Raw genomic sequence first — 17,940 nt, 5'->3', positions numbered from 1 at the left:
GGCCGCTCGCGCGGGCGGCCTCCCAGGAGGCACGCGCGAGCGGCCCCCTGGAAGGCTCACGCGGGCCGTCTTATGGAAGCGGGGCTACGGCCTTCTTCTGGAAGCGGGCTACGGCGTCATGGGGGAGGACGCCTCGGCGTAGCGGCGGCGCGGGATGCGGCCCGCCTGGGCCGCGAGCCGCCCGGCGATCACCGCCTGCTTCATCGCCGCGGCCATCAGGTCGGGCCGCTGCGCCCGCGTCACGGCCGTGGCCAGCAGCACGGCGTCACAGCCCAGCTCCATCGCCAGCGCGGCGTCGCTGGCCGTGCCGATGCCCGCGTCGAGGATCACCGGCACGGACGCGGCCTCGACGATCAGCTCGATGTTGTGCGGGTTGCGGATGCCGAGCCCGGAGCCGATGGGCGCGCCCAGCGGCATGACGGCCGCGCAGCCGGCCTGCTCGAGGCGCCGCGCCAGCGCCGGGTCGTCCCCGATGTACGGCAGCACCACGAACCCGTCGGCCACCAGCCGCTCCGCCGCGTCGAACGTCTCGATCGGATCGGGCAGCAGCGTGCGCTCGTCGGCGATGACCTCCAGCTTGACCCAGTTGGTGCCCAGGGCCTCTCTGGCCAGCCGGGCCGTCAGCACGGCGTCGCCCGCCGTGAAGCACCCCGCCGTGTTGGGCAGCACCTTGATGTCGCGCTTGCGCAGCACGTCCAGCACGGAGCCGCGCGCCGACGGGTCGAGCCGGCGCATCGCCACCGTGGTCAGCTCGGTGCCGGACGCGGCCAGCGCCTGGTCCAGCACCTCCAGCGAGGGCGCGCCACCGGTGCCCATGATGAGCCGGGAGGAGAACTTCTCACCGGCGATGATCAGCTCATCCACCTTGCACCGCCGTCAGCACCTCCACGCGGTCACGGTCGCTGAGCGCCGTCGTCTCCCAGGCGCTGCGGGTGACCACCTCGTCGTTCACGGCCACGGCCACGCCGGTGGTGGCCGTCGTCAGCGTCCGTACGGCCTCCGCCACGGTGGTGCCGTCGGCCACCTCGCGCTCAGACCCGTTAATGGTGACAATCATGAAATTTCCTGAAACCTCCCTGGCGAGCACAGGGTCGCCAGCTCGCTCTCCTCGCCCATCAGGATGGCCGCCGTCAGCGGGGCCATCAGCACCCCGCCGCGGTGGTGCCCGGTCGCGTACGTCAGCCCCGGGGTCCTCGCCGGGCCGATCACCGGAAGGTTGTCGGGGGTGCCCGGCCGCAGGCCCGCCACCACGTCGGCGACCTCCATCTCGGTGACGCCGGGCACCAGCTCCCTGGCGTCGCGCAGCAGCTCGTACAGGCCGCCCGCGGTCACCGTCGTGTCGAAGCCCAGCTCCTCCTGCGTGGCCCCCACCACCAGCTCGCCGTCGCCCCGGGGGACGAGGTAGACCGGCGAGCCGTGGACGGTGCCGCGTACGCAGTGGGTGAGCAGCGGCTGCGGCGAGCGCAGGCGCATGATCTGGCCCTTGACCGGACGCACCGGCACGTCGGCCAGCTCACCGCTCCACGCCCCGGCCGCCAGCACCACCCGGTCGGCCGCCAGCACGTCCCCGTCCGCCCACGCACCGTCCGCCTCACCGGCCCCGGCGACGTCAAAGGCCCGCTCGGCACCGTCACCGGCGGCCCGTTCGCCGGCATCGGCGGGGTACGGCGCGGCAGGCGGTCCGCCGACGTGGTGAGCCCCGAGACGCAGGCCGGTCGCCGGTGCGCCGGTGGGCTTCGACAGGCGTACGCCCGTGACGGCGCCGTTCGTACGGACCAGCTCGCTGACGCGCGCCCGCACCAGCGGAACGCCGCGCCGCTCCAGGGCGGTCAGCAGCGCCGCCGTCACCCGCCGCGGGTTCACCCAGGCGTCGCCGGGCGCGAGCAGCCCGCCGCGCACGGAGGGGGCCAGCATCGGCTCCAGGCGGCGGCACTCGCGCCCGGTCAGCCGTTCGACCGGCAGGTCCAGCTTCTCCATGAACGCGGCCAGCTCGTCCAGCATCGCCATGTCGTCGGAGCCGAACGCGACGTCCAGCGTCCCCTCGGCCCGCAGATCCAGCCCGCCCGCGCCAAGCCCCGAACGGGGGCCGCGGGCCAAGGCACCGGCGGCGGAGACCTCGCCGGCGGGGAGTCCGGCGTCCTCGGCCAGCTCGGCGGCGAAGGCGGGCCAGCGGCTCAGCGCCGCCATGCCCAGCCGCAGCAGCGGCGCCTCGGTGTAGGTGACCTCGCTCACCGGCGCCAGCATCCCGGCGGCCGCGTGGGAGGCCCCGGTGGCGGGCGCGGGATCGACCACGGTGACCGGCCGTCCCTCGCACGCGAGCCGCCAGGCCACGGACAGCCCGACGACCCCGCCGCCCACGATCACGTCCATCATGCGCTCCCTTCGCCGGCATGATCCGGATCAGGTGTCTTGCGGTCGAAGGCCCGTCACAGCCTTCCTCTCAGCCCGGTCACGGCCGGACTCCCGCGCGTCTTACCGCCCACAGCCTACGACCTCGGTACGGGGCGCACGCACCGGCCCCTTATGGTCGCCGTTATGGTCATGAGCGTGAACCATGTCGTGGTGGCGGGAGCGGGTCTCGCGGGTGTGCGTACGGTGGAGGCCCTGCGCGGGCGCGGCTTCGACGGCCGCATCACGCTGCTGGGCCAGGAGCGCCATCGCCCCTACGATCGCCCGCCGCTGTCGAAGGCGGTGCTGAAGGGCGACGCCGACACCAGCTTCATCGACACCGACCTCGACGCGCTCCAGATCGACTTCCGGCCGGGCGTCGCGGCCACGTCGCTGCGCGCGGGCGTCGTGGAGACCACCGAGGGCGAGCTGCCCTACGACGGCCTGGTCATCGCCACCGGCGCCGACCCGATCAGGTTGCCCGGCGACGGCCCGCAGCACGTCCTGCGCACGCTCGACGACGCTCACGAGCTGCGGGTGATGCTCGTACCCGGAGCGCGGGTCACGGTCATCGGCGCGGGCTGGATCGGCGCGGAGGTCGCCACCGCGGCCCGGCGCGCGGGCTGCGCGGTCACGGTCATCGAGGCGGCGCAGACGCCGCTCGCCGCCGCCGTCGGCATGGAGCTCGGTGGCCGCACGATCCCCTGGTACGAGGGCATCGACCTGCGGCTCGGCACCATGGTCGAGTCGGTCGAGGAGGGCGGCGTCCGCCTGGTGGGCGGCGAGTTCGTCGAGTCCCACGTGGTCGTCACCGGCATCGGCGTGCGCCCGGCCGTCGAGTGGCTCGCCAACGCCGACATCGACCTGCACAACGGCGTCGTCACCGACGAGCACCTGCGCACCTCGCTGCCCGGCGTGGTCGCGGTGGGCGACTGCGCCGCGTGGTGGTCGCGCCGCTGGGGCACCCGCCTCAGGGTCGAGCACTGGGACACCGCGCTCAACGCCCCCGACGTCGCCGCCGCGACGCTCATGGGGGAGGAGGCGGTCTACGACCCGGTGCCGTACTTCTGGTCGGAGCAGTTCGGCCACATGCTCCAGTACGCCGGACACCACACCGAGGCCGACCGCCTCGTGTACCGGGGCGAGCCCGAGGGCAAGTGGTCGGCCGTCTGGCTCACCGACGGCGACACGCTCGCCGCGGTGCTCGCCGTGGACCGGCCGCGCGATCTCGTACAGGGCCGGCGCATCATCGAAGCGGGCCATCGACTGGACGCGGAACGCCTGGTAGATCCACAAGTGCCCCTACGAGATTGTGTTGTTTGAGCAAGCACGCCATGTGGTAGTTGTGGTTTCGTGACGCTTTCTGTTGCACAGATCGACCGGGAGACCGAGCAGCTCGTCGACGAGTGGCTCACCCTCCCCGAAGTGGCCCAGCGCCTCGAGCTTCCGATCGGCCGGGCCAAGCAACTCCTCAAGGACCACAAGCTGCTCGGCGTGCGCCGCGGCAGCGGCGGGCCGCAGGTGCCCGCGAAGTTCCTCGACGGAAAGGACGTGATGAAGGGCCTGCCCGGCACGCTCACCGTGCTGCAGGACGCCGGTTACGACGACGTCGAGGCGCTTCGCTGGCTCTTCACCCCAGACGACTCGCTGCCGGGGTCGCCCATCGAGGCGATCAGGGCAGGGCGTCACACCGAGGTCAAGCGGCGTGCCCAAGCCCTCGCTTTCTGAGGCCCGCCTCTACCTCTGCACAGACGGCCGCCGCGACCGCGGCGATCTGGCGGAGTTCCTCGACGCCGTGCTGGCGGGCGGTGTGGACATCATCCAGCTGCGGGAGAAGGGTCTCGAGGCGCGCGAAGAACTCGCGCTGCTCGAAGTCTTCCGCGACGCCTGCGACCGGCACGGAAAACTGCTCGCTGTCAACGACCGGGCGGACGTCGCCTACGCCGCCCGGCCCGACGTGCTCCACCTGGGGCAGGACGACCTTCCTGTGACGGTCGCGCGAGAGATACTCGGCGACGACATCGTCATCGGACGGTCCACCCACTCCGCAGCCGAGGCGTCCGCCGCGGCCGTGGAAGAGGGCGTCGACTACTTCTGCTGCGGCCCGATCTGGCCGACCCCCACCAAGCCTGGGCGCCCCGCGCCGGGGCCGCCGCTGCTGCGGCACGCCGCCTCGCTCGGCACCTCGCGTCCTTGGTTCGGGATCGGCGGCATCGACCTGGGCAACCTCGACGAGGTGATGTCGTACGGCGTGAGCCGGGTGGTGGTCGTCCGCGCCATCACCGAAGCCGACGACCCAGGGGCGGCCGCGGCCGAGTTCGCCAAGCGGCTGGCCGCCGGGCAGGCCCGCTGAAACCTCCGAGGCGCCCGCGCTCCCCGCACGGGCGCCTCCCGTCCTTCCCCGGCCCTCCGGGGTCTTTTCCCGGCCTTCCGCGACTCCTCGGCGGTCTTTCCCAGGCCCTGCGACTCCTCGCGGCCCTTCACGTCCTCCGCACCTTTCGCCGGCCCCGACCGCCTTTCCCCGCCCCGTCCGTGACGAGGCTTCGGAGCGTCCGTGACACGGCGGCGCGTGCCGTCCGTGGCACGGGAGCGCTCCCGCTACGAGGCGGCGGTGTCCGTGACGAGGCGGCGCGCGGTCAGGTCTTGCGGGACGTCGCCGCGATCGCCAGCTCGGTCAGCGCCGCACGGGCCTCCGGCGTGACCGGCGCCGCTTCGAGCGCGGTCAGCGCCTGGCCGAGATAGTCGGAGATCAGGTCCTCGCACTCCTGCAGCGCCCCGCTGTCCTCGATGATCGTGCGCAGCTCCGCCACGCCCCGCGCGTCCAGCTCGGGGTCCCCGAGCAGCCGGCGTACGGTGGCGGCCCCGGCGGGGGAGGCGGCGGCGAGGGTGCGCGCCACCAGCATCGTGCGCTTGCCCTCGCGCAGGTCGTCACCGGCCGGCTTGCCCGTCTCCGCCGGGTCGCCGAAGACGCCCAGGATGTCGTCGCGGAGCTGGAAGGCGATGCCGACGCGCTGGCCGTAACCGGTGCACAGCTCGTCCATCCACGGCGTCAGCTCGCGGGCGGCGAGCACCAGGCCGAGCCGCAGCGGCTGCTCGACCGAGTACCTGCCGCTCTTGTAGAGCGCCACCCGCAGCGCCGAGTCGAACGTGTTCTCCCCGGTGGCCTGCTCCAGCAGGTCGAGGTACTGGCCGCACATCAGCTCGCTGCGCATGTGGTCGTGGAGGGGCTGCGCCGCCTCCAGCGCCTCGCGCGGCAGGCCGCAGGTGCGCCACATCTCGCCCGACCAGAGCAGCAGCAGGTTGCCCAGCAGGATCGCCGCGCCCTCGCCGAACTGCCCGGACGAGCCGTGCCAGCCCGCGCTCTCGTGCATCGCCTGGAAGCGGCGGTGCGCCGACGGCATGCCCCTGCGCAGGTCGCTTTTGTCCATCACGTCGTCGTGCACCAGCGCGCTGGCCTGCAGCAGCTCCAGCGAGGCGACGGCGGTGAACACGGCGGGCTCGTCGATGCCGCCCGCGCCGCGCCAGCCCCAGTAGCAGAACGCGGGCCGCAGCCGCTTGCCGCCCGACAGCAGCGCGTCGGCGGCCGTGCGCAACGGCTTGAACTCGGGCTCGCCCCCGGCGGGGAGCTTCTGTTCGACGAACTCCGCGAGCGCGCGCTCCACATGGGCGCGCAGGATCTCCATGCCGGCGGCGTCAGTGGTCATGCCTTGAGCGTAATGGCCGAAAGGGCGCGGTTCGATCTCGGAGGGGCCGCTCTGGCCGGTGCGACAGGAGTTCCACGGGGTAGCCTTATCGTCATGGCTCTTGGTCGACCCTCCGTCCGGCCCGATCGCGTTCCGACGGTCCGCGAAATGCTGGCCTCCGGCGCCAGGTCGTTCTCGTTCGAGTTCTTCCCCCGAAGACCGACGAGGGCGAGCGGCAGCTCTGGCGCGCGATCAGGGAGCTGGAGTCGCTGCGGCCGACGTTCGTCTCGGTGACGTACGGCGCGGGCGGCTCCACCCGCGACCGCACGGTCGACATCGTGGAGCGCATCGCCCACGACACCACGCTCACGCCGGTGGCCCACTTCACGGCCGTCAACCACTCCGTGCGCGAGCTGCGTCATCTCGTGGGCCGCTTCGCCGACGCCGACGTGCGCAACATCCTGGCCGTGCGCGGCGACCCGCCGGGCGACCCCACCGGCGAGTGGGTGCCCCACCCGGAGGGCGTGATGTACGCCGAAGAGCTGGTGCGCCTGATCCGGCAGTCCGGCGACTTCTGCGTGGGCGTCGCCGCCTTCCCGTACAAGCACCCGCGCTCGCCGTCCATCGAGTCCGACACCGAATACTTCGTGCGCAAGTGCCGGGCCGGTGCCGACTACGCGATCACGCAGATGTTCTTCCAGGCCGACGACTATCTGCGGCTGCGTGACCGGGTGGCGGCCAAGGGGTGCGAGACGCCGATCATCCCGTGCATCATGCCGGTCACCCAGATGAGCACGATCGCCCGCTCCGAGCAGCTGTCGGGGGCGCCGTTCCCGCCCGGCCTCGCCGCCCGCTTCGAGAAGGTCAAGGACGACCCGGCGGCGGTGCGGGCCCTGGGCATCGACCACGGCGCCGAGCTGTGCCAGCGGCTGCTCGACGAGGGCGCGCCCGGCATCCACTTCATCACGTTCAACCGGTCGAGCGCGTCGCGCGAGGTGTTCCAGCGGCTGCAGCCCGCCGGCCTGCCGGCATAAGGCCTACCGGCCTGCCCGCATAAGGGGAGCCCGCCACCCGCCCGCAGGGGGACCGGGCGGGTGACGGGCAGGGGACACTAGACGGTGGGTAAAGTGTCGGCTACTTTCTGTCATCAAAGGTGCCCGTGCGTCATCCCCGGTAAACCTGTGGTCACCTGGTCTCCAGCAGGTCACCCAGATCAGGTGAGCGGGAGGCGGCGGCCCGCGATCGCGTACTCCTCGTGACCGCCGGGGAAGGCGAACTTCGTCAGCAGATCCATGAAGCCCATGCTGGCGTAAAGGTGGCGGGCCGCCGTGGGCTGGTCGTGCGTGGACAGGATGGCCGTACGCTCGCGCCGCCCCGTGCACAGCGTCTTGATCATCCGGCGGCCGATGCCCTTGCCCTGGTAGTCGGGGTGCACGTGGATCTCGGCCAGCTCGAAGGCGTTGCCCATCCAGGCCTGCGCGGCCTCCTGGCCGATGCGGTCGGCGAGGCCCCGTACGACGACGTCGTGCCACCACTGGCCGGGCGCGCCGCGGAAGCCGTAGGCGAAGCCCACGATGCGGGGTTCCACATCGCCCCCACCCGGGGATGAATCACGCAACTCCGCGAAATAGCACTGGAAGTAGGGATATGTCGCGTGATTGCGCATGATGGTCTGGCGCCCGGTGATCTGGTCGAGAGGCGGGTTCATGGCCGCCGTGTAGATGTCGATCACCGTGTCCAGCCGCTCGGTGAACTGGGCGGGACCGGCTCCGCGAAACTCGATCACCCGTCGCACACTACTCGACGTCCACCGGTGTGCCCCCGGTGATCCGCACCAGCTCGTCGAACGTCGTCGGGAACACCGTGTGCGGATGCCCCGCGGCCGCCCACACCACCTCGTGCTTGCTCAGCCAGTTGTCCACCAGCGTGCGCACCGGAGACGGATGCCCCACCGGAGCCACGCCGCCGATCGGCTGGCCGGTCGCCGCCCTGACGAACTCCGGCGTGGCCCTGCGCACCCGCTGGACGCCCGCCGTACGGGCGATCAGCTCGGTGTCGACCCGGTGTGCGCCGCTGGTCAGGACGAGCAGGGGAGTGCCGTCGGCGTCGAAGATCAGGCTGTTGGCGATGGCGCCCACCTCGCAGCCCAGCTGGGCCGCGGCAGTGGCGGCCGTGGGGGCCTTCTCCGGCAGGACCACGATCTCGCCGGTCGCGCCCAGCTCGCGTAGCGCTGACTCGACGATGACGGCGTTCGACGGCAACGGCAACTTCTCAGACATGGGGACACTCTAAACAGAATGGCCGCCCGATTACCGATTCATGGTGACTGGTGTATGGTCCCGTGATCTGTTCTGTACGGATTGTGAGAGGTGGTACCTGTGGGGTTTCCACGGCTGCCCGGGGTGGCTGCCCTCCTGACGGCCGGCGCGGTCGCCGTCTCGGGTTGCGGAACGCAGAGCGCATTACGTACGGCCGCCCCGCCCCCGAGCAGCCTCGGGGCCTCCGTCGCGCCGCCCGCGGCGGGGAAGAACGCGCCCGCGGCCGAGCCCGCGGTGGTGGCGCCGCGCAAGACGCTGCGGCTGGGCGCCAAGGGATCGGCGGTCAAGTGGCTGCAGAAGCGGCTGATCGAGCTCGGCTACCGGCCCGGCAAGGTGGACGGCCAGTACGGCACCACGACGCTGGCCGCCGTATGGGCGTTCCAGAAGGTCAACGGGATCAAGCCGACCAGCACCATCGCCCGCCGCACCTGGGAGGCGCTGGAGAGGCCGAGAGCGCCGCGCGTGCTGGTGCCGAACGGCCGGCCGACCCGCGCCGAGGTCGACCTGACCAGGCAGGTGATGACCCTGTACGTGCGCGGCAGGCTCAAGCTGATCAGCCACATCTCGTCGGGCAGCGGCATCCCCTACTGCGAGACCGCCACCTGGCAGGGCAGGATGCAGCGCTTCTGCGGCTCGGCGGCCACTCCCACCGGTGACTACCGCACGACGTGGCGGGTCGGCGGGTGGCACAGGTCGTACCTGGGCCAGCTGTACAACCCGATCTTCTTCAACGGCGGCATCGCCTTCCACGGCGCGCTGTCGGTACCGCTCTATCCGGCCTCGCACGGGTGCGTGCGCATGCCCATGAACGTCGCGGAGGAGCTGCCCGGCCTGCTCGGCAAAGGCGTGCCGGTGCACGTCAGGGGCAAGTTCCGCCGCTAGGAGCCCATGCCGGGCCCGCCGGGCTGCCGCAGGCTCGGCGGGCTCTCCGGACCCGGGGGACTCGGCGAGCTCTCCGGGGCCTGCTGAGCCTCACGGGCCTTGTGCGCCGCCGCCGCGCGCCTGCCGTCGGTGGCGGCCATGACCATCCCGACGGCCTGCGCCACGCCGCCGATGAGGATCAAATACGCCGCGTACGACTGCCAATCGGGCAGCCCCGACACGAAGCCGGACTGGTCGGTCAGCGCGGCGAGCGCCCTCGCCGGGTTGAGCAGCGCGATGGCGAACGCCAGCGTGTACGGCAGGATCAGCAGGCCCGAGACCACCAGCAGCGCCGTGCGGCCCCGTCCCGGGCGGCGTAACAGCAGGCCGATGACCAGATAGGCGAGCGCCACCAGACCGGCGAAGAGCGCCGTCAGCAAGATGATCCGCCACGCGTCGGCGCCCATCGTCGTCATGCCCGAGGCGTCGATCCTGCCGCCCTCCCACTCGGGGTCGGCGATCTGCGCTCGCACCGCCGCGCGGACGCCCAGGTAGCCGGCGCCCGCGTACGCCGCCGCCAGCACGGGACCCAGGGCCAGCAGCACGAGACCGGCCGGTCGTCCCCTGCCCGCCATGCGCTCTCCTTCCCGCTCGTCGGTCCGGGCCTCCGGGAGACAGCTTCTCACCGGATCGCGCTAGCCGAGCGAGCCCAGCCCGGCGATCGTGACATCCCCTGCCCTGCGTACGGCCGCGATGATCTCGTCGATCGGCTTGCCCTCGTCGACGCTCGTCATCACCGTCACCATGATCGCGCCGATCAGCGCGCCGACGGCGGTGCCCGCGTCCTGCAGGCTCAGCCGGTCGGGGAACGCCTCGTGCAGCGCCTTGGCCAGGGTGAGCTGGCTGTCGAGCAGCAGGTGCAGCGCCCGCGCCTGCAGCGACGGCACGGTCAGCACCAGCCGCGCCCGCAGCGCCGCGGCGTCGTACGTGCCGGTGCCGGTGATGACCTGCTCGATGCTGTCCTCGAGGAACTGCCGCAGCAGGTCGGCCACCGTCTGGTCGGGCGTTTTGGCCGCCAGCCGCGTCATCGCCCTGTCGAGCCGCTGCTGGGAGTCGAAGAAGAGCACGTCCTCCTTACTGGCGAAGTAGCTGAAGAACGTGCGCGTGGACACCTCGGCCTCCGCGGCGATCTCCGCAAGCGTCGTCTCCTCGTACCCCTTCTCTTCGAACAACCGCAGCGCCGCCTGGATCAGCGCCTGGCGGGTGCGCTGCTTCTTGCGCTCGCGCAGACCTTCGACCATGGCCGAACTATAGTGCACCGGATTATTCTTTTCACTCGTTGCATTTTTGCACTCGTTGAGGTTTTCTGGAGGGGAGCGAAGGAAAGGAGCCGACCATGACCGAGACGTCCGCGCTGACCTTGTCCATGACCCGCCAGCGTCCGCTCGACCCACCGGACGAGGTCGCCGGCCTGCGCCGGCACGGGGCGATCCACCGCATGAAGTACGCCGACGGCCACCTGGGCTGGCTCGTCACCGGCTACGCCGCCGCCCGCGCCGTGCTCGCCCACCCGCACTTCAGCAACCGCCCGGAGACGCAACACCCGCCGATCGCCTCCACCCGGCTGGAACTCGCTCAACGCGACTTCAAGCTGCCGCCGGGGTTCTTCCTGCGCACGGACGCACCCGAGCACACCCGCTACCGCAAGCTGCTGACCGGGCAGTTCACCGTGCGGCGGATGAAGATGCTCGAACCGCGCATCACCGAGATCACCAACGACTGCATCGACGCCATGGAGGCCAAGGGCGGGCCGGTGGACCTGGTGGAGGAGTTCGCGCTGCCGATCCCGTCACTGGTGATCTGCGAGCTGCTCGGGGTGCCGTACGAGGACAGGGAGACGTTCCAGAGGGAGTCCAGGACGCTCTTCGACCTCGACGCCGGGGCCGACGACGCGGTGGCGGCGCTGGGGCGGATCTGGGCGTACCTGATGGAGCTCATCCAGCGCAAGCGCGAGCAGCCGGCCGACGACCTGCTCAGCGGGCTGGTCCAAAGCGGGGAGCTGAACGACGAGGAGCTCACCGGGGTCGGCGTGCTGCTGCTCGTCGCCGGGCACGAGACGACCGCCAACATGCTCGGGCTGGGCACGTACGCGCTGCTCACCAACCCCGAACAGCTCGCCCTCCTGCGCGACGACCCCTCGCTGGCCGAGAACGCCGTCGAGGAACTGCTGCGCTACCTGACGATCATCCACCTCGGCCCGGTCCGCGCGGCGACCCAGGACGTCGAGATCGAGGGCGTCACGATCAAGGCGGGCGAGGCCGTCACCCTCCACCTGCCCGCCGCCAACCGCGACCCCGCGCGCTTCCCCGACGGCGAGCACCTCGACCTCACCCGGCCCGCCTGCGGCCACCTGACCTTCGGCCACGGCATCCACCAGTGCCTCGGTCAGCAGCTCGCCCGTACGGAGATGCGCATCGCCTACCCTGCGCTGCTGCGGCGGCTGCCTGGCCTACGCTTGGCGGTAACACCCGAGGAGGTGCCGATGCGCTCGAACATGTCGATCTATGGAGTGCACCGCCTCCCTGTCACTTGGTAGGTCACCATGAAAATCAAGGCAGACGAATCGGTGTGCATCGGGGCGGGCATGTGCGCGCTGACGGTGCCCAAGATCTTCGACCAGAGCGAGGACGAAGGCACGGTCGTGCTGTTGCAGGATGTGCCGCCTGCGGATCTGGAGGACGCCGTGCGGCGCGCGGTGACCCTGTGCCCATCGGGAGCCATCTCGATCGAGTGAGGCCCCGGGCGGGCCCCGGATGTCGGCTCGGCGCCGCTATGCGAAGGCGCGGATCTCGGTTGCCGCTCTCGTGGGCGCGGATCATCGGTCGGGCACCGCTGGGCGGACGCGGATCGATTGGACGCCGCGGGAGCGGACCGCGGATCGGTTGGACGCCGCGGGAGCGGACCGCGGATCGGTTGGACGCCGCGGGAGCGGACCGTGGATCGGTTGGACGCCGCGGGAGGGGGCCGTGGGTCGGTTGGATGCCGTGTGAGCGGGCGCGGGCGCCGCTACGCGGGCGTGGACGCCGGCGCAGCGCCGCTTCACGGGCCTGCCGTTGCACGGACCTTCCCGCTCCGCTCTGACGGCCCGACCGGCTGCGGCGCCACGTTCGCATGTGCGCCGCGCTGGACGCGGCCGGTCGCTTGGCGTGCGTGACGTGCGGGGCTGGTCCGGAGAGTGCGCGCCGGGCGGGGATGAGGCTTGTTCTTGGCTCGGGTGTCGCCGGGGTGGCCAGTCGCCTGGCGCGCGTGTCGCACGGGTGCTGCTCCTCGGAGCGCGTGCCACAGGGAACTTGACCGCTCCGGGGTCCTCACAGCCTCGGGCACCGTGCGCCGCGGCCGTGACGCCGTCATCGCCGTCACGTCGACACCACCACACCGCCGCCGTCACCACGGCGGCGGCTTTTCCTGCGGACGCGCGTTTTCGAGCGGGTACGCGCCCTCCACGTCTTCGTGTGGGTACGCATCCGTCACTTCAAGGTCATCGAACCTTTGTTCGCGAACCGGTTGACAACGTGGCGTGATCGAAATTATGTTCGACCTAGTGACGGTGAGGCTCGCGGCTCAACGTCACACGGGCCTGGTCGCGGACGTCGCTACCCCAGCGAGCCCCCCGCGGCCAGGCTCCCTGGGCGAAGGGCACGTCCTCGTCGTCGGCGGAGGCGAGTGGGCGTGTCCTGGCCGGACGGGGAGAGGGGAAGCTCCTCGTCCGGCCGGCCCGGCGGAAATGTCGGTGGCGTCTGCGATTGTTGTCACCACCGGCGGAGACGCCGGCGCCGCCCACGACTCCAAAGGAGGCGCGCAAGATGGCACCACGGCCTAGAGAAACGCCCGGGCCCCGGCTGTCGCCTGCGGTTCGGGCACACCTGACCGATTCCCGTTCCTGCCTGGCGGAGGCGAGCGCCGCTCGCACCCCGGCATCGCGCTACGTCGCCGCCCACCTGGCGGCGCTGCGCGCGGCGGCGGCGATCCTGGCCGCCCATCCCCGGCCCATGGAGGGCCGCAGGCGGCGCCTGCGCAGCGCGTGGGAGCAGCTTCCCGAGGTCGAGCCCGAGCTGGCCGAGTGGGCCGCCTACTTCACGACGACCGCCGCCAAGCGCGCCGCCGCCGAGGCGGGCATGGTGCGGCGGGTCAGCCAGGCCGACGCCGACGAGATCCTCGCCGAGGCCGAGACCTTCGTCTGCACGGTCGAAGACCTGCTCGGCGTACCGGGCCAGCCCCAATTGCCAGTGGACGTCCCACTGGCGGGCTGACCCCTCCTCACCGGCCCCTCCCACCCGGGCCGGACTGATGTCATCCCGCCACGGCGGCCGACCTGACCGCGCCACGGGAGACGAACTTCCCCCGCCCACGGCGTACCTGGTCCGTCGGCGCAGCGGCAGCCCCGGCGCACTCCCGCGAAGGCGAACGGGTCGCCGGACAAGTTACTGTAGCCACGGTGGCCCGGGTTCGGTCGCGCTACGGCAGTTCCAGTTCAGTTGCGCTGCGGCAGCCCCGCCGGCCTCAATGCGGGCATGGGATTCCGTCGCAGGAGCCTCGACGTTGCTCCACCGCCAACGACGTGCTCTTCTGTGGTGCGGGCGGCCTGTCCGGAGGAGTATTGCGGCGGGTTTCGCCGTCTAGGGCATCTGACGGCGCCTCGCGCCGATGATGGTTCCTCCGAGCGGGGATTTCCGCCCGGATCTTCGGGCTGGTTGCACTGCGGCAGCCCCGGCCGGCCCTGCTACGGCGGACGGGCTACGGGCTTCTGTCACGGGGAAGCCGACGTCACCTCGCCGACGACGATGCGCGTCTGTCCTGCGGCGACTTGGGCGGACGGCGCGGCGTAGAGCGAGTTCCTGCCGTCGCGGCGACCGGATCGGATGGCGCGCCGTAGGGACGTTCTTGCCGTTGCGGTGTCTTCTTCCGCCTTCCACGCCGGAGACGGATCCTTTTCGCCGCAGGCGAGGCGCATGGGGAGGAGCTTGCTCGGCTTGTACGGTCGGCTGCCAGGCCGGCTCGGCCGCCATGGCTCGCTCTGTTTGCGGCTCTCCACCCCGCGAAGCCCGCCCGCCTCTTCATGTGACCTCGGCACGTCGCCGTTGTGCGCGGCGGGCGGTCGCCCGGCGGGTGCGGGCGGTGGCGGCCGGGGTTCGTCGCGAGTTGGGCCTGGTCGTGCAGGCGGTCAGGGGGTGGCGGTCCACTCGAAGAGCGGTCGCCGGCTCTTCGTCCGCCGGTGCCGGTTTTTCCTTGTGGGTCTTGCCGGGTGCGTGGGCGGTGACCGGTCACACCGGCCCTTCGCGGGCCTCCGTGGGCGCTGGCGGGCGTTCACGGCCGGCCCAGCCCTTCAACGCCATCCCTGGGGTGCGCGAGCCCTGCGGCGTTCTGGGCGCGTCAGATCGTGCTGAAGGCCCGCCGCGGGACGGCGAGCCTTCAGTGAGCGGGTGACCTCGCAAGCGGTGCCCCCGCGATGCCCGGCCGATAAGACCGGGGACCGTCAGGCCCGAGGGAGACAGCCTCGGAAGCCGTACGGGCCCCGGCGCCGGTCCGGGGACCGCGGAGGGCTCAGAACGACTCGACGGCCCTGCGGGCCTCGGCGTCGAGAACGCCCCAGCTGATGAGCTCCTCGGTCAGCTCGCTCGGCGACTTGTCGTAGATCACCGCCAGGGAGCGCAGGTCCTCCTGGCGGATCGACAGCACCTTGCCGTTGTAGTCACCGCGCTGGCTCTGGATGGTGGCGGCGTAGCGGGCGAGCGCGCCGGCCTTCTCCTTCGGCAGCGTGGCGAGGCGCTCCAGGTCGATCACAAGCTTGGGCGTCGGCCCGAGCGGGCTGGGGGCGGCACCGCCCGGCAGCAGCTCGGAGACGGGCACCCCGTAGAAGTCGGCAAGCTCGGCAAGCTTCTGCACGGTCACAGCGCGGTCGCCACGCTCGTACGACCCCACGACGACGGCTTTCCACCGGCCACGAGACTTCTCTTCGACTCCATGCAGGGACAGGCCCTGCTGGGTGCGGATGGCGCGGAGTCGTGCACCCAGCGACTTTGCGTACTCAGACGGCATGGTGTGGCCCCCCGGCTCTCGTATGTATCGCTCTCAGTAGATTGTGCTCCCTTGCGGCGTATGCCCGGGCCACCGGGGGGTCTGGTGCCGGGCTCGGCACCATCGGTAGCCATGGCCCTGGGTTTACCCCAGAACGCCGCGCGGTGTGGTTACGCACAGTGACGGTAAAGGGGTGGGCGCCTGAGGTCAAGCTGATTGGAAAAAAGATGCCGAATCCGGTCCGGTAGGGATCGCCACAATCGCCCCTCATGTCGCGCTGGTAACAGTACTTCGTCAGAGTTTGACGAGGAATCGACACCAGGTCAGGGTTGCCTGGTCAAGATCATGACGGGACGGGTGGCGGCCTTGAGGATCTTGATTGAGGTGTCGCCGAGAAAGACCCTTCTGAGTGGCCCGGTGTCGCTGGAAGCGCATATGATCATCTCGCCGGGCAGCCACGAGGCCGCGCCCAGCGCCTGCGCCACGTTGCGGCCCTCCAGCACCTCGACCTCCACGGGGGAGCGTCGCCGCTGGCCGCGCGCCGCCGCGCGCAGGTCGGCCGCGGCCTGGTCGCGCAGGCGTACGAGCATCTCTTCCTCGATCCTCGCCCGCCTGCCGCTGCTGAGCACGAGCGTGACCAGGCGCAGCGGCACGTCCAGCGTGGCCGCCGTCCTGGCCGCGACCTTGACCGCCTGGTCGCAGCCGGGGCCGCGCCGGTAGGCGAGCGTCACCCGGTCGAAGGCGGCAGGGGGCGCGTCGGCGAAGCCGCGCGGCGCGAGCATGACGGGGACGGAGGAGGAGTGCAGCAACTGGTCGGCGGTGCTGCCCAGGCTGATGCGGCCCTTGCCGCCGCCCGGGGCCGGGCCGATCACCACGACGTCGGCGCCGCGCCTGCGCGCCAGCTCCACCAGGCCGCGCCCGCTGCCGCGATGGGCGGTCACCACGTAGTCGGCGTCCTCGCCGGCCAGCTCGCGGGCCTGGGCGAGCGCGGTGTCGGCCTGTTCGCGCAGGTACGCCAGCCACGCGCTCTCCTCGGCCCGCGCGGGCCCCGGCGTGGTCACCGCGGGCGGCCGCACGTACGCGACCGACAGCCTGGCGTGCGCCTGCCGCTTGAGCAGCACGGCCAGCGCGAGCCCGTCGTTCCCGCGGGGACCCGGCATGTATCCGGCCAGCACGTCGTCGAGCTTCATTCAGGACACCTCGGCATTCAGCCGCGAATGGCCATAGCCGTACAGGAAGTAACAGATCAGGCCGACGAGCATCCACAGCGCGAAGGCCAGCCACGTCACGCCCGCCAGCCCCGCCATGACGACGACGCACAGGATCGCGCCGATCACCGGCGTGGCGGGGAACAGCGGCGTCTTGAAGCTGCGCGGCAGCTCGGGGCTGCGGTAGCGGAGCACGAGCACGCCGACGTTGACGATGGCGAAGGCGAACAGCGTGCCGATGCTGGTCGCCTCGGCGAGCTGCCCGAGCGGCACCAGCCCGGCCAGCAGGGAGATGAACGCGGCCACGATGAGCGTGTTGAGCACCGGCACCTGGCGGCGCGGGTTCACCCGCTGGAAGACGCGCGGGATCAGGCCGTCGCGCGACATCGCGAACAGGATGCGGGTCTGGCCGTAGATGACGGTCAGCACGACGCTGGCGATCGCGATGACCGCGCCGAACGAGACGATCAGCCCCGGCCAGGTGGCGCCCAACGCCAGATCGGCGATGTGCGACAGGCTCGCCTCGGTGCCCTCGGGGTCGAAGTCCTGCCACGGCATCGCCCCGATCGCGGCCAGGGCCACCGCCACGTACACGATGGTCACGATGAGCAGTGACAGCAGGATCGCGAGCGGCAGGTCGCGCTTGGGGTTCTTGGCCTCCTCACCTGCGGTGGACGCGGCGTCGAAGCCGATGTAGGAGAAGAACACCTGCGAGGCCGCGGCCGTGATGCCGGCCAGCCCCATGGGCGCGAACGGCGCGAGGTTGCCCGAGTCGAAAGCGGTGAACGCCACCGCGCAGAAGAACGCCAGCACCGCGACCTTGATGAGCACGAAGACGGCGTTGGCGGTGGCGCTCTCGGACGCGCCGTACAGCAGCAGCCAGGTGGCCAGCAGCACGATGACGATGGCGGTGACGTTCACCACACCGCCGTCCTGGCCGGGGGAGCGGGTGATCGCGTCGGGCAGCGCGAACCCGAACGCCGAGTCCAGGAACGCGTTGAGGTACTCGCCCCAGCCGACCGCCACGGCCGCCACGGAGACCGCGTACTCCAGCATCAGGCACCAGCCGCAGATCCAGGCCACCAGCTCGCCCAGCGTCGCGTACGCGTACGAGTAGGACGAGCCGGCCACCGGGATCGTCCCGGCCAGCTCGGCGTACGACAGCGCGGAGAACAGCGCCGTGACCGCCGCGAGCACGAACGACAGCACCACCGCGGGCCCCGCCTTGGGCACCGCCTGCCCGAGGATCACGAAGATCCCCGTGCCGAGTGTGGCGCCCACGCTGAACAGCGTGAGCTGCCACAGCGACATCGTGCGGCGCAGCTCGCCGCCCTCGCCGTGACCGCCCTCGGCCACGATGCGACCTGTCGGCTTCGTACGCAGAAGCCGTCGGGCCAGTGTCACGCG

Annotated in this window: 18 protein-coding genes, 1 pseudogene and 1 riboswitch; of the genes and pseudogenes, 8 read left to right on the top strand and 11 right to left on the bottom strand. The window is 71.6% G+C overall.

Annotated features, from left to right (window positions below):
• Window positions 1-108: 108 nt before the first annotated feature.
• The 3 genes from WBK31_RS22495 to WBK31_RS22485 all read right to left on the bottom strand — a co-directional run bounded on the left by WBK31_RS22495 (window position 109) and on the right by WBK31_RS22485 (window position 2,373).
• Window positions 109-864, bottom strand: coding sequence for a thiazole synthase (locus tag WBK31_RS22495; protein ID WP_378787719.1), 756 nt, complete (start codon window positions 862-864; stop codon window positions 109-111).
• Complete coding sequence (gene thiS / locus WBK31_RS22490; protein WP_378787721.1) at window positions 857-1,057, bottom strand: sulfur carrier protein ThiS; 201 nt, start codon at window positions 1,055-1,057, stop codon at window positions 857-859. The genes WBK31_RS22495 and thiS overlap by 8 nt, the downstream gene beginning before the upstream one ends.
• Entirely contained in the window at window positions 1,054-2,373 is a 1,320-nt protein-coding gene (locus WBK31_RS22485; protein ID WP_364055033.1) for an FAD-dependent oxidoreductase, read from the bottom strand. The genes thiS and WBK31_RS22485 overlap by 4 nt, the downstream gene beginning before the upstream one ends.
• Window positions 2,361-2,477, bottom strand: a riboswitch (TPP riboswitch). It overlaps the preceding gene by 13 nt.
• 64 nt (window positions 2,478-2,541) lie before the next feature.
• On the opposite strand from WBK31_RS22485, the gene WBK31_RS22480 reads away from it, so the two are divergent.
• From WBK31_RS22480 to thiE, 3 genes are read left to right on the top strand one after another with little or no spacing between them, the layout of a single operon-like run.
• The gene (locus tag WBK31_RS22480; RefSeq protein WP_364055030.1) at window positions 2,542-3,711 is read left to right on the top strand and encodes an FAD-dependent oxidoreductase; all 1,170 of its coding nucleotides are present in this window, start codon (window positions 2,542-2,544) and stop codon (window positions 3,709-3,711) included.
• A 30-nt stretch (window positions 3,712-3,741) separates the two neighbouring features.
• A complete protein-coding gene (locus WBK31_RS22475) occupies window positions 3,742-4,116 on the top strand; it encodes an Rv2175c family DNA-binding protein (protein WP_364055027.1) in 375 nt (124 codons plus the stop codon).
• Complete coding sequence (thiE, locus tag WBK31_RS22470) at window positions 4,094-4,741, top strand: thiamine phosphate synthase (RefSeq protein WP_406673082.1); 648 nt, start codon at window positions 4,094-4,096, stop codon at window positions 4,739-4,741. The genes WBK31_RS22475 and thiE overlap by 23 nt, the downstream gene beginning before the upstream one ends.
• 283 nt (window positions 4,742-5,024) lie before the next feature.
• Here thiE and WBK31_RS22465 read toward each other — a convergent pair whose 3' ends face one another.
• Window positions 5,025-6,092 (bottom strand): polyprenyl synthetase family protein, encoded by a 1,068-nt coding sequence (locus WBK31_RS22465; protein ID WP_364055021.1) that lies wholly within the window; start codon window positions 6,090-6,092, stop codon window positions 5,025-5,027.
• Between the two features lie 93 nt (window positions 6,093-6,185).
• On the opposite strand from WBK31_RS22465, the pseudogene metF reads away from it, so the two are divergent.
• A pseudogene (metF, locus tag WBK31_RS22460) lies at window positions 6,186-7,105 on the top strand (methylenetetrahydrofolate reductase [NAD(P)H]).
• Window positions 7,106-7,284: 179 nt separating this feature from the next.
• Here metF and WBK31_RS22455 read toward each other — a convergent pair.
• Window positions 7,285-7,857 carry a GNAT family N-acetyltransferase gene (locus tag WBK31_RS22455; RefSeq protein WP_406673081.1) on the bottom strand — a complete coding sequence of 191 codons (573 nt, stop codon included), beginning with the start codon at window positions 7,855-7,857 and terminating at the stop codon, window positions 7,285-7,287.
• Between the two features lie 10 nt (window positions 7,858-7,867).
• Window positions 7,868-8,350: a YbaK/EbsC family protein gene (locus WBK31_RS22450; protein WP_378787726.1), complete on the bottom strand. Its 483-nt coding sequence runs from the start codon at window positions 8,348-8,350 to the stop codon at window positions 7,868-7,870.
• Window positions 8,351-8,449: 99 nt separating this feature from the next.
• Between WBK31_RS22450 and WBK31_RS22445 the strand changes: the two genes are divergently transcribed.
• Window positions 8,450-9,271, top strand: a complete 822-nt coding sequence (locus tag WBK31_RS22445; RefSeq protein ID WP_406673080.1) for a peptidoglycan-binding protein — start codon at window positions 8,450-8,452, stop codon at window positions 9,269-9,271.
• Here WBK31_RS22445 and WBK31_RS22440 read toward each other — a convergent pair.
• The gene (locus WBK31_RS22440; protein ID WP_364055006.1) at window positions 9,268-9,885 is read right to left on the bottom strand and encodes a hypothetical protein; all 618 of its coding nucleotides are present in this window, start codon (window positions 9,883-9,885) and stop codon (window positions 9,268-9,270) included. The two genes, WBK31_RS22445 and WBK31_RS22440, sit on opposite strands and share 4 nt — an antisense overlap.
• A gap of 60 nt (window positions 9,886-9,945) precedes the next feature.
• Window positions 9,946-10,551: a TetR family transcriptional regulator gene (locus WBK31_RS22435; protein ID WP_364055003.1), complete on the bottom strand. Its 606-nt coding sequence runs from the start codon at window positions 10,549-10,551 to the stop codon at window positions 9,946-9,948.
• Window positions 10,552-10,646: 95 nt separating this feature from the next.
• Between WBK31_RS22435 and WBK31_RS22430 the strand changes: the two genes are divergently transcribed.
• From WBK31_RS22430 to WBK31_RS22420, 3 genes are all read left to right on the top strand, one after another.
• Window positions 10,647-11,846, top strand: coding sequence for a cytochrome P450 (locus tag WBK31_RS22430; protein ID WP_406673079.1), 1,200 nt, complete (start codon window positions 10,647-10,649; stop codon window positions 11,844-11,846).
• A 6-nt stretch (window positions 11,847-11,852) separates the two neighbouring features.
• Window positions 11,853-12,044 (top strand): ferredoxin, encoded by a 192-nt coding sequence (locus WBK31_RS22425; protein ID WP_364054997.1) that lies wholly within the window; start codon window positions 11,853-11,855, stop codon window positions 12,042-12,044.
• A 1,069-nt stretch (window positions 12,045-13,113) separates the two neighbouring features.
• The gene (locus WBK31_RS22420; RefSeq protein ID WP_364054994.1) at window positions 13,114-13,560 is read left to right on the top strand and encodes an SAV_6107 family HEPN domain-containing protein; all 447 of its coding nucleotides are present in this window, start codon (window positions 13,114-13,116) and stop codon (window positions 13,558-13,560) included.
• Between the two features lie 1,291 nt (window positions 13,561-14,851).
• Here the strand turns inward: WBK31_RS22420 and WBK31_RS22415 are convergent.
• The 3 genes from WBK31_RS22415 to WBK31_RS22405 form a co-directional block, all read right to left on the bottom strand.
• Window positions 14,852-15,346, bottom strand: a complete 495-nt coding sequence (locus WBK31_RS22415) for a transcriptional regulator (RefSeq protein WP_026214021.1) — start codon at window positions 15,344-15,346, stop codon at window positions 14,852-14,854.
• 302 nt (window positions 15,347-15,648) lie between these two features.
• A complete protein-coding gene (locus WBK31_RS22410; RefSeq protein ID WP_364054991.1) occupies window positions 15,649-16,515 on the bottom strand; it encodes a universal stress protein in 867 nt (288 codons plus the stop codon).
• A complete protein-coding gene (locus tag WBK31_RS22405; protein WP_364054988.1) occupies window positions 16,516-17,937 on the bottom strand; it encodes an amino acid permease in 1,422 nt (473 codons plus the stop codon).
• Window positions 17,938-17,940 lie beyond the last annotated feature (3 nt).

Source organism: Nonomuraea sp. N2-4H, assembly GCF_045291505.1.
GTDB lineage: Bacteria > Actinomycetota > Actinomycetes > Streptosporangiales > Streptosporangiaceae > Nonomuraea > Nonomuraea fastidiosa.
Note: the sequence above shows the minus strand (reverse complement) of the source record. Positions and strands in the feature narration are given on the sequence as shown.